Origin of the sequence: Pseudomonas sp. NBRC 111131 (genome assembly GCF_001320525.1) — a bacterium.
Lineage (GTDB): Bacteria > Pseudomonadota > Gammaproteobacteria > Pseudomonadales > Pseudomonadaceae > Aquipseudomonas > Aquipseudomonas ceruminis.
The window spans coordinates 1-14,488 of record NZ_BCBH01000060.1 but is presented as its reverse complement, the minus strand read 5'-3'; the positions used below and the strand labels follow the sequence as shown (position 1 = coordinate 14,488).

At 54.9% G+C, this 14,488-nt stretch carries 12 protein-coding genes and 1 pseudogene; 10 read left to right on the top strand and 3 right to left on the bottom strand.

Going from position 1 to position 14,488, the window contains the following annotated elements:
* The first annotated feature begins 117 nt into the window (after positions 1-117).
* The 7 genes and pseudogenes from APH34_RS27675 to icmT all read left to right on the top strand — a co-directional run bounded on the left by APH34_RS27675 (position 118) and on the right by icmT (position 5,050).
* Positions 118-366, top strand: a complete 249-nt coding sequence (locus APH34_RS27675; protein WP_054903734.1) for a hypothetical protein — start codon at positions 118-120, stop codon at positions 364-366.
* Between the two features lie 6 nt (positions 367-372).
* Positions 373-594, top strand: a complete 222-nt coding sequence (locus APH34_RS30500) for a hypothetical protein (RefSeq protein WP_009682504.1) — start codon at positions 373-375, stop codon at positions 592-594.
* A pseudogene (gene traI / locus APH34_RS27665) lies at positions 540-2,228 on the top strand (TraI/MobA(P) family conjugative relaxase); the annotation flags it as partial. The gene APH34_RS30500 and the pseudogene traI, both read left to right, overlap by 55 nt.
* A 60-nt stretch (positions 2,229-2,288) precedes the next feature.
* The gene (locus APH34_RS27660) at positions 2,289-2,747 is read left to right on the top strand and encodes a DotD/TraH family lipoprotein (RefSeq protein ID WP_009682502.1); all 459 of its coding nucleotides are present in this window, start codon (positions 2,289-2,291) and stop codon (positions 2,745-2,747) included.
* Between the two features lie 14 nt (positions 2,748-2,761).
* Positions 2,762-3,622: a type IV secretory system conjugative DNA transfer family protein gene (locus APH34_RS27655; protein WP_009682501.1), complete on the top strand. Its 861-nt coding sequence runs from the start codon at positions 2,762-2,764 to the stop codon at positions 3,620-3,622.
* Entirely contained in the window at positions 3,619-4,797 is a 1,179-nt protein-coding gene (gene traJ / locus APH34_RS27650) for a plasmid transfer ATPase TraJ (RefSeq protein WP_054903732.1), read from the top strand. The genes APH34_RS27655 and traJ overlap by 4 nt, the downstream gene beginning before the upstream one ends.
* The gene (gene icmT / locus APH34_RS29835; RefSeq protein WP_033690317.1) at positions 4,787-5,050 is read left to right on the top strand and encodes an IcmT/TraK family protein; all 264 of its coding nucleotides are present in this window, start codon (positions 4,787-4,789) and stop codon (positions 5,048-5,050) included. The genes traJ and icmT overlap by 11 nt, the downstream gene beginning before the upstream one ends.
* A 41-nt stretch (positions 5,051-5,091) precedes the next feature.
* Here icmT and APH34_RS27640 read toward each other — a convergent pair whose 3' ends face one another.
* Together APH34_RS27640 and APH34_RS27635 are read right to left on the bottom strand one after the other, a co-directional pair.
* A complete protein-coding gene (locus APH34_RS27640) occupies positions 5,092-5,784 on the bottom strand; it encodes a hypothetical protein (RefSeq protein ID WP_009682498.1) in 693 nt (230 codons plus the stop codon).
* Positions 5,771-6,301 carry a hypothetical protein gene (locus tag APH34_RS27635; protein ID WP_054903731.1) on the bottom strand — a complete coding sequence of 177 codons (531 nt, stop codon included), beginning with the start codon at positions 6,299-6,301 and terminating at the stop codon, positions 5,771-5,773. The genes APH34_RS27640 and APH34_RS27635 overlap by 14 nt, the downstream gene beginning before the upstream one ends.
* A 212-nt stretch (positions 6,302-6,513) precedes the next feature.
* Between APH34_RS27635 and APH34_RS27630 the strand changes: the two genes are divergently transcribed.
* The 3 genes from APH34_RS27630 (at position 6,514) to APH34_RS27620 (ending at position 10,649) form a co-directional block, all read left to right on the top strand.
* Positions 6,514-9,630: an LPD7 domain-containing protein gene (locus tag APH34_RS27630; protein WP_054903730.1), complete on the top strand. Its 3,117-nt coding sequence runs from the start codon at positions 6,514-6,516 to the stop codon at positions 9,628-9,630.
* Between the two features lie 35 nt (positions 9,631-9,665).
* Entirely contained in the window at positions 9,666-10,175 is a 510-nt protein-coding gene (locus tag APH34_RS27625) for a hypothetical protein (RefSeq protein WP_009682495.1), read from the top strand.
* Positions 10,176-10,262: 87 nt separating this feature from the next.
* The gene (locus tag APH34_RS27620; protein WP_023662970.1) at positions 10,263-10,649 is read left to right on the top strand and encodes a hypothetical protein; all 387 of its coding nucleotides are present in this window, start codon (positions 10,263-10,265) and stop codon (positions 10,647-10,649) included.
* Positions 10,650-10,703: 54 nt separating this feature from the next.
* Here the strand turns inward: APH34_RS27620 and APH34_RS27615 are convergent, their stop codons facing one another.
* The gene (locus APH34_RS27615; RefSeq protein ID WP_256215978.1) at positions 10,704-14,453 is read right to left on the bottom strand and encodes a DEAD/DEAH box helicase family protein; all 3,750 of its coding nucleotides are present in this window, start codon (positions 14,451-14,453) and stop codon (positions 10,704-10,706) included.
* Positions 14,454-14,488: the final 35 nt, after the last annotated feature.

Here is a 14,488-nt window from a genome sequence, read left to right as displayed (position 1 = left end):
AGGATCGGTTCGTAATGCTTGCGAAGGTTCCACCGAAACGGGCCGATGGGAGCTCAAGCTTCTCGGCGTTGGTCGACTACGCGACAGAACGTGACGAAGAAAAGGAGACACAAACGGATGAGCTCAATCCAGGCCACACCCGAAGAGACGACTCAATTCTTGAGTCTGCTCGAGAACATATCGAAAGAGCAGCAGACCGTTTGCGAGAGATTGGACGAATTGATGCTGCAACTCAAAATGCCATCCGAGAACGTGCTCGAAGTATTGGAATTGCTCTTGATTCCAATGGGCGTCGATATCAACAGGATCAACACCCAGTTCCAGTCCGCATTGACGAGCCTGGACCCATCACAGAACGAGGGGTAAGCGCTGATGGACATGAAAGCCGTCTTGCCGTTGCTCAGCACCATCTTGCAGCAGCAGCAAACCATCTCCGACAAGCTGTTAGAAATCATCCTGACTTTGCGGCAAGAGCAAGATCCCGTGGAGCCAACCTTGCGTTTCATGCTGCAGCCGCTCAAAGAAGGGATGCAGGAGATGAGCTCAATGCTATCGCCGAGCTCGAATCCGGACTCCTCCTCGGAGCACCAGTAAGGGAAGTTACACGTTCCGGTGTATCCTGCCAGCACAACTGCTTGAGCTTGGCGACAGCCGCGGCAGAAATGAAAGCAGTCGCGGCTCAAAATTCACGTGTTAAGGATCCTGTTTACCATGTCATCTTGAGCTGGCCGCAATCAGAGAAACCAACTGATGATCAAGCTTTCGATTGTGCTCTGCATGCAATGGATGCGGTCGGTATGGCGGAGCACCAGTATGTGTTTGCTATCCATCATGACACGGACAATGTTCACTTACACATGACGGTGAATCGGGTTCACCCCGATTCGTATAACGCGGTGTACCCGGATAGAGATTATTTTAAGCTCGATTATGCAATGCGAGAGCTTGAGCTTCGCTATGGTTGGACTCATGACAATGGTCCCTACAGTGTCATAGACAAAAAGGGCTCGCCTGAAATTGCCTGGTCAGCGCCTAAACCCAAATTTCAAGGTAAACAGCCTACTCGTGCTGCGGATATGGAACGTCATCTTGACCAGGAAAGTCTGCACACTTATTCTCGCGGTGAACCTCGCGATGCAATTGCAACGCTTCTGAAAAAGAAAAGCCTTACCTGGCAGAAACTGCACGCGGAACTAGCGCGATTTGGGTTGGGGATCAAACCCAAAGGTCGCGGCATGGGTATTTATTCGCTTGAAGAACAGAGCTTGGTGCCTATCAAAGCAAGCGACATGCACGAGGCCTTGTCTAAGGCTCGATTGGAAAAGCGTCTTGGTGACTATGAGGAGCGTAAAGTTACACAAGAGCTGATGGCTCTTATGAGTTACGACAAATTCGCAAGCCCACGACGGAATCCCGAAGATCGTCAGCAGCGCCGCACAGAGCGAGCTAATTTGCGCAGGGCACTACGTGCCCGATACGAAGCCTATCGGACAAAATTTGTATATCGCCGAGTTGATAAAGAGTGGGTCAAGCAACAATTCAAACGCGTACGCGATGACTCCAGACAGCAGCGCCTGGATATCAAATTGCGTATTAAAAATCCAAAGGATCGAAAAGCATTTTACAGTATCTTGGCGTTCGAGACACTAAGAGCTAGAGAGGAACTGGAAACTAAGATTTCAAAAATGCGCGCAGATTTAAAGAATGATCCTTCTAATAAAAGGCTCAGTTATCGTGAATGGGTTGAGCAAGAAGCAGCCACCGGTGATCCAGGGGCAATCAGTCAGCTGCGAGGTTTCACATATGGCGAGAAACGCGCAGCGAAGGCTGAAGGAGCTAACGGTTTCGAATTTGCCCGGGATCTCGATCCTAAATATCAGTCGATCGATGGAATGCTCGGTGTAGTTAGGAGAAACGGCACAGTCATTTACCGGCGGGCCGCTGGCGATCCGGGATTTGAAGACCTTGGCGGCCAGTTCAACTTCCCTGGCCAAGCGGTAGACAGTGAGCTGATCACCCGCGCCTTACGCGCGATGCCGAACACGGCACCACCTGGTCCGTTGCGGATCACCGGCAGTGCCGAATTTAAGCGCTCGCTGATCGAGGCTTTGGTCGATGAACGATACAGCGGTGCGCTAGCAGATCCAGAGCTCGAAAAATTGCTTCATGAGCTCAAGGCCGAGCGGGACGCACAGCAGAGGTCAAGAAGCGGCCCGCGGGGGGGATAGTGTTTGCTTGTGCTCATTCCGTATTATAGTATTTATACGAAATCAACGGAGGGTTTGATAATGGCCAACACACGTTACCCACTAGCACTGGTTGCCTTGGCTCTTGCCCTTGGGGGCTGCGCATCGAAGAAACCGGACGAATCGGCCCAGCAGCTGATCGACCAACAGATCCTCGAAGCGTCGCAACGCATTGAGATGGCTCAGGCCGACCTATATCAGCAGGGCGCGATTAATAGCCGCGTGGTGATGCGCCTTCCGTCGACCATCGTGGACGACAAGCAGCGTGTGTCGCTCAAGTGGCAGGGCGATGCAGTCGAACTGTTAGCAGCCTTGGCTCGGGATCGTGGGCTTGAGTTCTCGTTCATGGGCGTGCGTATGCCGCTGCCGGTCGACATCGATGTAAACAAGGTGCCCTACAACACCTTGATGCTGATGATTCGCTCCCAAGTTGGCTACCGCGCCAATGTGACCCAGACGCCCGGGAAGTTGGAACTTCATTACAACCGGCCTCAGGCCTGAGCTGGAGGTACGCTATGAAGCGGATTTTCGCATTGTTGCCTCTGATGGTTTCGCTTGCTGTCCATGCGGGCGAAACCCCCGAGCTTGATGCCAGCGGGCAGACAAGCGCTCCAGTCGTTGAAACGGCACCGCCTGATCTCGACTCGTTGCTGAAACCACAGTCAAAAGCGACCACCAAGGTCACCGACATTCGCAATCAATTGCTGACCGACATGGGTAACACTGTCGGCTTCCGCGGCGGTATGGCAGCTCGAGCTCGTGAGCTGGTTGATGGCCTTAACGCACGATCGCCGTCACTCGATGCAATGTTCAAGTTCGCTCCCATGATCGCTAAGAACGGCACGCTTCCACCAGTTATCGTAGAAGCCCGGGACGTTGCTGCGTTCTCTCAAGACCAGGTCCGAACAGCGAATCGCGTCTACAAAATTGAGCGTGAGGAACGGTTTGTGAGTGTTCCCCCTACTTGGCGTGACTACCTTTATGTTGGCCTGCCTCTGAATGCCAGTGTTGAACTGCCCGACTTCGAAGCACGCCCTCAAGACAGTGACGAGGCTGAAATCTGGGAGGTAGCAGTCCGTAAAGGTTGGGACGATGGTTACAAACAAGCGGACGCTATCCTCGCCGCCAATTTCAATCGTTTGACCCGCGATTACCTCGGGATGCACCTCTACTCCTCTCTTCTGCAGAACGACATGATCAGCTCGACCAGCGTGGCTGAAAGCCAGCAGACTGTTACGGGTGATGGTAAGCAAATGATGCTTGGCGACAAATTGCGTCGCGTAACCGGCCGTGCGACGTTCGAGACTGATCCTAAAAAATGGCGCCCTACGGTAAAAACGCAGTACCGGCAGACCGGTGATGGTGCGACCAAGTGACGAGTCCAATATTCGATCCGTACAATTTCGAGGGCGACTTGTCTCCCGATAATTTCATGCGCTTTCTGAAGCTGTGTGCGGATCGGGGGGTGTCTGACATTCTCGTACAAGGCGGCGACTACATTTGGGTCGAGCTGCATGGACGGCAACTGAAAGCGTCAACGACGACAATCAAGCAAGGTCAGCTATCACCGTTGATGGCGTCGGCTTGGTCCGCTGAAATTGAAAGCATGATCAAGCAGGGTGATGAGGGTGTTGACCGTGCCTTGGAGCTGGCTGGAGAAGAGTTTGGGCTGGCTCGGGGTACCACGCTTCGCTTTCGGACCAACTTTGTTCAAGCGCGCATAGCCAGCATCGATGAGGCTTATTCGATCACCATGCGGGTGATTCCGTCGGATCTGCCTGATATCGATAAAATGGGAATCGAGCCCGACTTGATCCGGGGCTGCTACGCAGAAATGGGCCTGGTTCTGGTCTGCGGACCCACTGGGTCTGGAAAAACAACTTTCCTCGCGGGCCTGTACAAGAAGGCAGGGACAGAAATGCCCGACCGGAAAGTGATCACCTATGAGGACCCCATCGAGTATGTACTTGGTGGTCCGCACTGGTTGGGACCGCAACCGTCGCAATCGCAACTGCGTAGAGACATTGGCGACTTCCCGAAAGCACTTCGGAATGCCATGCGTCGTAAACCCAGTATCATCGGTATCGGTGAAGCTCGGGACCGCGAGACGATCGAGGCAATGACTGAGGCTGGGCTGACTGGTCACTTATGCTTTGCCACCATGCACACCGAGTCTGTTGCTGAGACGATCAACCGTGCAATTCAAACCTATCCACCTGACCAGCAAGCCGGTATGGCTTCACGCCTGGCCGGTGCCTTACGTGTCATTCTGGTTCAACGCCTGCTCAAAACCACGGACGGCAAGCGAGCTGCGATCCGTGAGTACCTGGTGTTCGATCGTGAGGTGCGCAATGAACTACAGTCCCTTCCTTACACGGACTGGGGCCGGTTCATTCGGGGTTTACTGGAGAAGGCCGAGGCAACCCTGGATGACAAAGCCTGGCGTTTGTTCCAGGCGGATCGCATTGATGCTGGCGAGTTCATCAGCCTGGCCGGCGCTAAAGAGTTCAAGAAACGCTGCGAGTTGGAGGGTCTAAACCATGGCATCTAGCTGGAGAGGCGCATCAATCTCACCCAAGGCCTTCGGTATACCCTGCGGGGCTTATCTGCCGTTGATGGCCTGTCTGTATGTAGGGCATAAACCGTGGGTATGGATCACCGCAGTGATGATCATCGTCTGCTTCGGCGTCATGGCTCATATTGGGTGGACCCTGGATGTTTGCTGGAACAAGTTCCTGGGCTTCATGCGCGGAGGTCGGATCGTGTCACGGCCGTGGTGGTACAGGAACCGATTCAGAGATTAGAAAAAAACCGCCCTGAGAGGCGGTTTTTTGATGTCAGTCGTTCAGCGTGCTCGAGGACCTCGGTCCCTGCTGGCTTGTGCAGCCAATGGTGCAGCGTCGGTACTGGCTGGCCCTGGCGGTTCTAACGTGATCCGGATACCGGGGTTGAGGCGGCAAGTCGCCTCCTTGATTGCCGACCAGTGTTTATGGGGGAGCACTCCTACCGTCAACGGCTTCTCACTGAAGGCCACCTTGGCAGGATAGGCAATTACCTTCATATGTTCCCAGTCCGGAGCGGCCGTCAGTGTGCTCAACAACTCGGGTCGTTGCTGCAGCAATAGATGAGGCTTCGCCAATTCGGTCTTTGTCGGGGTCAAGCCTTCGCAGACCAACCTTTCCCGCAGAAGATCCTGCAGATCATCCATCATGCTCCTGGACATTCTGGCAAACGACACAAAGTCGTGGTTGGCCAGGTCCTCCGGCTTCATCATGAGTGGATTCTGCTTGTGATCAAGCTCCACCAGGAAATCGATAACAGTAAAATGGAGTCGGTTTTTGTCAGCGTACGCCCGAGCCGCCATAAAGCCGTCCTGCTTGCTCTGATACCCGTACAGTGCCGGGAACACGTCCCCAGGTTGCCCGTTGAGTAGCGCGCCGCAGTCCTTCAAGGCGATCGCCCGCGGCGCTGGGCCAGCGTAGAAGTAAACGCTGGAGAGCTCGATAATGTGCGAGTCTGTTTTCTCAGTCGTGCTCACCAATGCCACCTTTTGACCAACCCTGAATCAAGACCCTTTCCACCTTCTGTCGTTCACCTACCTTACTTACGACATCCTGCATCACGCGTTTGCACTGTTTAGGTGTCAAATCCATGCGCTTCAAGGCCTCAACCCACTTCATGACCGGCCGACCGGGCTTGCCATCATGAAGCATCAAGCGGTAAACCGAGGGTGGCGATCTACCAATAAGGGTGGCAAACGTATCTCGATCTTGAGGCGAATCTTGCAGTCCTAAATAGTCGTAAAAATCCTTGATATCCAACGGCGGTTGCACCGGTGAAGACTCAGGATGCGTTTTGTAGAGAAAAAGCAGCATAGCCACCACGGGGTCGTTGATCTGCTCAGCCGACTTATCCGGGCCTGTTAGCTCTTCCCACTTCGCTTTCTGCAGGCCAAAGGCGTCTGCAGCAGCAACCTTGGTCAGACCGTTCTCGATCCGCCATCTCTCCAAATCCGTCCCACAAATTGGCTGAATTTCATCAGTTCCAAAGGACATTTGATCCCCTCAAATGTAGCAGACGTAGCCCTCCTAGGCCTTAGGGCGCGGAGCTTCCCATTCCGCTGAATTTTGAATAATATACACAATACGAAATTTCAGCAGTCACGGTCCAGCCCAGAGCGACGCGCTTAACCCAACTTTACCCAGCCCCTCCACGGGGGGCTCAGGGCAACGGACTACCCCACCATCCGGAAGGAGGCAGGATTGCCATGAGCGAAGTAAGCGAAGCCTTGATGCAAGAGTTCCGCCAAGCTGTCTACGAGCGATTGAATTCGCCGCAGGCAACGGAGGCCTCTCCCCGTGAAGCGATCGAACGTCGTGCTAAGGCGTACCAAGCCTGGCTAAATAGCCAACCTTCCGAAGAAGAGGCTGCGGCCGTCCCTACTGCGTTGGTCAGACATTGGGTTGCTGCAGACCTGTCGTCATGGCGCTCAATTGACGCCAAGAATACAGCTGAAGCAGCAACTACCGTTTATCAGAATATTTTCGCATACGATACATATGCGGAATTGCTAATGGAACTAGACCAGGCCCTTTACAGCGAAATTATTTCGCGTTTGAGGGGGCATGAAGCATTCGGTAACGGTTTTGGCCGTGGAAACCCTGATTTAGATCAAGAAAGTGTTGATCAGGATCCAAAAATCCAGATTAGCGAGCTCTTGAAGGAGATCACCTACAAGGAGCGGCGCGATGGCAGCGTCCTCTATTCCCTGCATGACAGACCTATTTTCATCGACCATGGGCAGCAAATCCTCATGGTGGCTGAAGCAAAAGATGATGAGATGGCCATTCTCGCCGGCCTCTACATGGCGAAACAGAAGTTCGGTGGGTCTATCGAGCTCACTGGCAGTGAAGAGTTTAAGCGCCGGGCGATCGCGGTTCTGATCAAGCATGAGGTTCCGGTAGAACTCAACAACCCCGCACAAGAAGCTATTCGCCGCGAACTGCTCGGCTTGCCACCCATTGCAGCTGTACCAGACAAAGCCGCCGCGCAAACTGAAACGCCGAAACCGACCGAGGCAACCGCTGAGAAGGTGGGCACCTCCAGCGAAGAAACGGCATCACCTGCAGAACCGGCCGCAAATGATCCTACACCTGTGAATGCCCGTGAGGGTGTGATCGTAGATTTCGGCCCGGCGCCGTATCTTTTCGACAAGAAGCAAAGCAAAAGCTTCTACGTGAAGTTGCGCAATAGCGACGGAGAAGAGCGTGTTACCTGGGGGGTAGATCTGGCCCGAGTGTTCCGCGAGAACGAAATCGCAGCAGGCGATACCGTCACGTTGAATAACTTGGGTCGTAAGCAGGTGACGGTAGAGGTGCCGGTACGTGGCAGCGATGGCCGTGTCGAGCGTTACGAAGAAAAAACGGTTCATCGTAATGAGTGGGAAGCCGTTCTGCTTGCTAAAGCTGATCGTGAGCAGGCCCCCCCAGTCGAACCGTTGGCAGCTGAGTCCCTCACAGTTGCTGGACGCGATGCGAGATTCGTTGAGTCAATCGGTCTGCCTACAGGTGATATCAATGACTACCCTGATTTGCTGCCGTATCGGGCCGAGGATCACGCTATGGCAGTCATGTGGGAGCATGACAGCTCTCCGGAAGGACTGCGGACAATCGAAAGCTGCATGGCCGAGGCAAAATATCGCGCCGCGTTCCAAGCCAAGCTGGACAGTGAGCTCGGCAAGCTCAATACGCACTTCCGCGGGCAGATGGAAGCATCAGAGGGTTACGCCATAGCTAGAGAGCTGCTGGCAGACGCTGATAAGCAGTACGGGCCACTGCCCGAGCCTGGCAGCAATGAGTTTGACCGGATGTACCAGTTTGAGAATTGCTGGGATCCAGATGAAGTCATCGAAGCAATTGAACAGATAGATGCTGCTTATCTGGCCTCACTGAAAAATCATCAAGGCACAGATATCCCCCCTCGCTCCTCGACGGATTCAATTCCGACAGAAGTTTTGGAGTCGTTCACGCTGGATAGCTACAGCCAGTATCCCTATGACTCAGATACGACGCCTTCAGCTAGGTGGGAATTGCTGAACAGCGAGGCTGCTAAGCACGGCTACACCGCGAAAATTGGTCTAGTGAACGAATCGGAAAGGGTCGATGGTGTCACGTACTCCATTGCCTATTTTGACCGTGAAGGGCAACCGACCGGTATCCACACTGAATTGTGCGGGACGGGCAAGCCCGAGAGCGCTCCTGCAACCTTCCTTAATGGTCAGCGCATCCCCCAGCCAATGATCAACGATCCAGGCGCGGATATCGCCGTGCTTGCTGGTGCTATCTCCGAGTACGAGAAGTCCAGAACTCTGGACTGTACAGGAGAAGCTCCACAGGCTGCTGATGAAGTAGAACTGGGGGATTTAGCTGCAGCAGCGGTCGAGCACCGACATTTCCAGGCAACTGAGGGAGTGCCATTTGGGGACTCCGATCTGCAACAGGCTGAGAACCTTGTTGCGGTAAACGCCGCCGCCTGGTGGCGAGATCAGTCTGAGGCCATCAGTACCTGGAGCAAGTCGCTGGAAGAGCTTGAGCACGATCTGGCCGCTCTTGGGCCAGAGCCTGCGACCGATCAGTACTACTGGTTCGACAAAACAGGCCGTCCTGTGCCGGCACCAGTGAACGAGTACGACTGGATCATGGCGAAAGCCTTTATCAAGGATGAGCATACCCCCGAATCCCAGATTGAAGGCTTTGGCGCTGGCCTTCAAGGCAGGTCGAGCAACTCCGGTGTACCCGGGGACATTACCGGCGCTTCAACCAGTGACTCAACCACTCCTCAGGAGGTTGGTATGGCAAACGCTGACAGCAATACGGGACAGAAACTCATCCTTCGCGGTGTGACCAAGCTGGATAACGACCAGTACGACACCACAGTGCTCCTGTACCAGGGCAGTGGGGATTACCTACAGGGATACGTGAAGGTCAACGGTGAGAAGCACCAGGTCCTTGCGTTCATCAATGAGCGTAACCCCGACCCAGGTACCGGTGAGATCAAGCCTAACTTTATCACCCTGTCCCAGCCGAACAACGATGGAAGCGACCAGAAGTGGACGCAGATCGGCTTCGGGAACGCGGTTAATCGCCGCGGCGACGGGAAAGCCGTTTACTTCGATGAGGTGCTTTTCAACGTTGATAACCAGATCCTCAAGGCAAAGGTTACCAAGCACGTTGATGAGGATATGCACCGCAAGCTGGGTTTCCTCGAGCAACGTAAAGAGCGGGAGAAATCAAGCGCTTCCCCAAAGCCCGAGGCTCTGACGGAGCCCGTCAAGCAACAGCCCAGCCCGGCGCAACCCGCTGTTAAATCCCGGGCACGAGCTTGATGCTCCTGGCCGTTGAATGTTCTTGGAGGACTGGTATGAAGACACTGACCCGCGCGTTACTCGTTGTGCTGCTCATGAGCTCGGCTGTGACAGCCCATGCTGCCACCTGCCGTAGCGGAGAAGCCGCGGTGCGTGGTGGTGAGGCCGGCCTGGCTCGAGATCAGGACGCGGCCGACACCAACCAAACGGCTGCTCAGACATCGTCAGACATTTTGGGCAAATGTGTCGGGGGGATCACCGGCATATTCAGCACCACCTCTTTCCCTGATCTGTCTGCCATCTGGCAAATGATCAAGGACAAGGTTTGCTCGATCGCCAGCTCCTCAGTAAACGGTGTGATTTCCGAGGTGAATGGACAGATCAACGGAGTCATGAGCGAGGTTAACGGGGCCGTAACTGATGCTGTCAATCAAACGGGCGTCAACGATACCGGCCTTGGCACCGTTGTCGGTAGCGGCGATACGCATATCAGCAACCCTGTAGAGGTCGGACACACCAGTGACGCGGCCGATTCATCGACAAATTGGAATGAGGTTTGGAAATAAAAACCATCGAGCCCGCGGATTCGCGGGCTTTTGGTTTTCGGAGTGAAGAGTTACGGCCGGCGCGGCGGCGCTTAAGGAGGATCGGCCATGAGCGAAGTTTTTGTCAGCACGGTTCATCCGGCTATCGGAAGGTTGTACTGGGTATTCACATCCAATGCTGATTGCAATTACCCCGATCATTACAGCTTGACCGACTGGAGTGAGCTTGCGACTCGGTTTCCAAAAGGATGGCGAGATCATGACTACTACCACTGGCTGCATCGATCACATATCTCGAAAGTTTTCGAACCGGATGACCCCTACAGCGACTATGTCGAGTACGAGGACGAAGAAGCTGGGTGTCTGGAGCAGCGGCTTTCGGGATTGCTTGCTCGCCTACAGACCAAAAGCGGGCAGACAGTTGAGGAATTCAGGCACTGGATGTTTAGTGCAGTTTGGGTAGACGTCCCTGCGCTACGCATTGTTGAGAGCTGAATGGCGGGCGCAAATGATCAGTATGAAAAAGGGCGCCATGGGCGCCCTTTTTCATTACGCTCGCATTTTACTCCGTCCGGGAGCTGCGGAACCTTGTAGGAGGACCGATTTTGGCTCCCACTTCGACTGATAGGAGTCGTCAGCTTGCATCAGTTTCAGTTCCCGAAGCACATCCCGAGCATCCTCGCGCAGGTAGTCAAGCCGAGTCTGGTGCAGAAACGGCTTCGCCTTCTCTTGGATCGCTTTGTTGAGCTCTGACAGCTCGCGTCCCCGCGTCGACTCGGCCTCATCCCTCCAGCCTTCCAGGCGCTCCAGGAAGTTGTCCATTCGGCTGATGAACCCGCTGATGCTGAATTTGTCGTCAACGCGATACACCAGGTTGTCCGGCTCGTATGAGTCCCGACCGGTGACGGTGAAGTGGATTTTCTGCCGCTCGCATGACACTTGAATTTCGAAACCTCGATAGCTTCCTACGGGCACAAGCTCTGCGCGCTGGAACGTGTCTTCAGACCGCCGCTCGACGGCCCGCTTCATGGCGGTGGCGAATACCGCGGCCAGTCTTTCCTTGTCCGCGTCTTTGTAGGGTCTGCCATTCGCCGAGAACTCGAATTCAGGTTTGGTGCCGGCATCGCGCCGCTGGATCTCACTTGACCAGCGGGCGATTGCCCGATCGGCACGTGAGTCGGCGTCACGCAGCCACGCAATGCGGCTGTCGAGCGAGTGCTGGCCACGTTTGAAGTTGGAAAACAATGCTTCCACCTTCTTGAGGTCTGCAGCGATTTGCACCTGCTGGAAGATCAGAGGATTACCGGTGGCCGCGGCTTTCATCTCGGCGGCGTTGGCTGCCTCGCTGGCCACATCCTCGATCACACGCTGGAGGCTGTCCCCCTTGCGGAATTGTTCGATGCCAGCTGCCTTGAATTCGATGGTCTGCCACATGCGGCTATCGTAGGTCTGTTTCGTCGCGTAGCGTAGAATCTCGATCTCGAATCCGTCAGGATCCATCTCATAGAAGAGGTTACCTTGCCGCTCGATGCGACCATCGCGTTGCTCCAGGTCGCTTGGGCGCCATGGTGCATCCAGGTGGTGGAGAGCGACCAAGCGGCGTTGGACATTCATGCCGGCACCCATCTTCGCTGTTGACCCCAGAATGATCCTGACCTCGCCGGCATTCATCTCCGCAAAGAGCTTGGCTTTCTGCAGATCTGTGTTGGCCTCATGGATGTAGCGAATCTGGTTCGCCGGGATCCCGCGAGCGAGGAGCTTTGATCGAATGTCGTCGTATACGCTGAACGAACTGGCACCTGCCAGAATATCGTCCATAGAGATCGAGGCTTCTCCTTCTTCTTCGTCCTCTGAGCTCACAGCAGCCTGTTCTGGACGTTTTGGACCTTTTGGCGTGGATAGGTCACAGAAAATCAGTTGCGTGCCTTTACGGTCGTCCCAGTCCTGCCAAATGCGGAATGCTTGATCGACACACGCATTCACTTTGCTACCTGCGAAATCCTCAGCGCCGGGATCGATGAGTCGGAAATCCAACCCCGCTTTGCGCGCGTCGTTGGTGATCTTCAAAGGATTGTCGAGGCGTGGGTCTTTCGGCAAATGCTCCATGCGATGGATGATCGATCCATCGTTCCAAGTCTTGAACGTCGATCCATCCGCTTTAAGCAGCGGATTACCCTCTGCGTCGATCGCCTCTTGCTGAATGCCCATGTACCAAGCTTGAGCCTCCGATCGATCCACAATCACGTTCTGCGGGCGACCGCCTTTCAGCTTCGGTACTGGGAATCGGGTACCGCGGGCCTCGGCCTGGTCCTGTAGATCCTTCCGTGTGATTACATCAGCGAAGGTTCGATACATCGCCGTCAGCTCGGGAACGTTCTGGAACTTTGCAAAACGCGAGTTGAGCTTGTAGTTGACGCCGGTAGCGTCAAGCTCCCAGCCGGTTACAACCTGGCCGAATGTCGAAGCCCAGGCATCAAAATGAATGATGCCCCGGGCCTTCATTTCATCGTACTGGAGGTATCGTTGTACGGTGTAGAGCTCAGCGATCGTGTTGCTCAATGGGGTACCCGTGGCGAGAAACACGCCTCGGCCGTCGTTCCGTTGCTGCAGGTAGCGACACTTGACGAAAAGATCGAATGCTTTTTCCGATCCTGCCAGATTACCCAGCCCCGATACCCTGCTGAGCGAGGTCGTGATGAACAGGTTTTTGAATTCCTGCGCCTCATCTACAACCAAGGCGTCAACACCCAGATCGGCAAAGCTGACAGCCTGGTCTTTAGAACCGGTGTCGGCTTTCTTTTCCAGTCGCTCGGTCATCCGCTCTTTCGCCTTTTCCATCTCCTTGATGGTCACGCGATCGCCCTGGCTGCTCTTGAGGTCCAAAATGGCGTCAGTGAGATCCTGGATTTGCTCCTGCAGCAGCTCCTCGAGCGTCTCCGGGGGCATGCCAATTTTTTTGAACGAGCTGTGAGCCACCACCACAGCATCCCAATCCCCGGTAGCGATTCGGGCAAAGAGTCGCTCCCGGTTTTCTTTCTTGAAATCCGTCTTCTCAGCAACCAGCACGTTGGCGTTAGGGTAGAGGTCGTAGAAGGCATCCTTCCACTGCAGTAGAAGATGATTCGGTACCAACACCATTGGCTTTCGGAAAAGCCCCATCCGCTTGCTCTCCATCACGGTTCCGACACACACCAGCGTCTTACCGGCGCCGACTACGTGATCGAACAGTGCTGTGCCGTCCTGAATTCCGCGCCAAATTGCGTCCTTCTGGTGCGGACGGAGCGTGATGTCCAGCGAGGTGCCGGGCAGCTGCAGGTGTGAGCCGTCGTAGCGGCTGGGAATATTGGTGTTGAACCTATCGTTGTAGAGTCGCGAGAGGGATTCACGACGATCCTGATCCTCCCAGATCCAGTCGGTGAACGCAGCGCGGATCTCGTCCGCCTTTTGGTTGGCTGCAGCAGTCTGAGTTTCATCAACCTGCATGATCGGATGGCCATGATCGTCCTTTCCGACCTCCACTTTCACTTGGATCGGGCGGTTCGTTAAAACCGCCTCTACCAGCTTGTTTGCGGGGTACGCTTCGGTGCCCCAGGTGACGCGCATGGTGGTGTTATCCCCCTCGGAGATGTTCACCATCCACTTGCCCAAGGCCTCCTGGTAGTCGATGCGCCGGCGTACATCCCCTATCAGGTGTACGACGAAATCATCGATTGTTTTCGCCGGTACCCAAGTCGAACCCAGCTGCACGGAAATGTCGATCGGCTCGATGTCTGCTGGCTGTATCGGACGCAGCGCCTCGACGTTCTCCAAGAACTTTGGATCGTGTTCCGCGGCTCGAAGCGCTCCCCTGAGTTTCGCTTTCACGTTCCCGGTCAGGTACTGATCGGCTGTTTCCCAGCGATCCTTGCCCGGATTGAAGTAGACAAGTCCCTTCAGGTCACGAAGGAGTTCAGGCTCACTCAGACCGCACAAGCGGATCATGCGCTCGAGGTCTACACGGCCCACCTGGTTCATGCTGACAACCAGTGCATCCTTAGCGGATTCGACGTGCCGAATTTCTTCGCGTGGGCTCATCACGCGGCGCGAGAAGATTGCGGCTTTATCAGCTGTGGGATTGCGCGCCGGCACTCCGTGCTTGCGTGCCATGTCAGCCGATACGCCGCGATCGTAGTTGCTCTCAAGCGCATTGAGCAGAGGGTATTCAGGATCCTCCCCCATCGCCAGGCGGTTGGCTTGGCTACTCAGGTGGCCAAATCGACGGACGTACTTGTCGTACAGTCCATTCAAACGGCCGCGCAAGGTTTCCAGATCTTGAGGGTCAACGGACTGCTCAG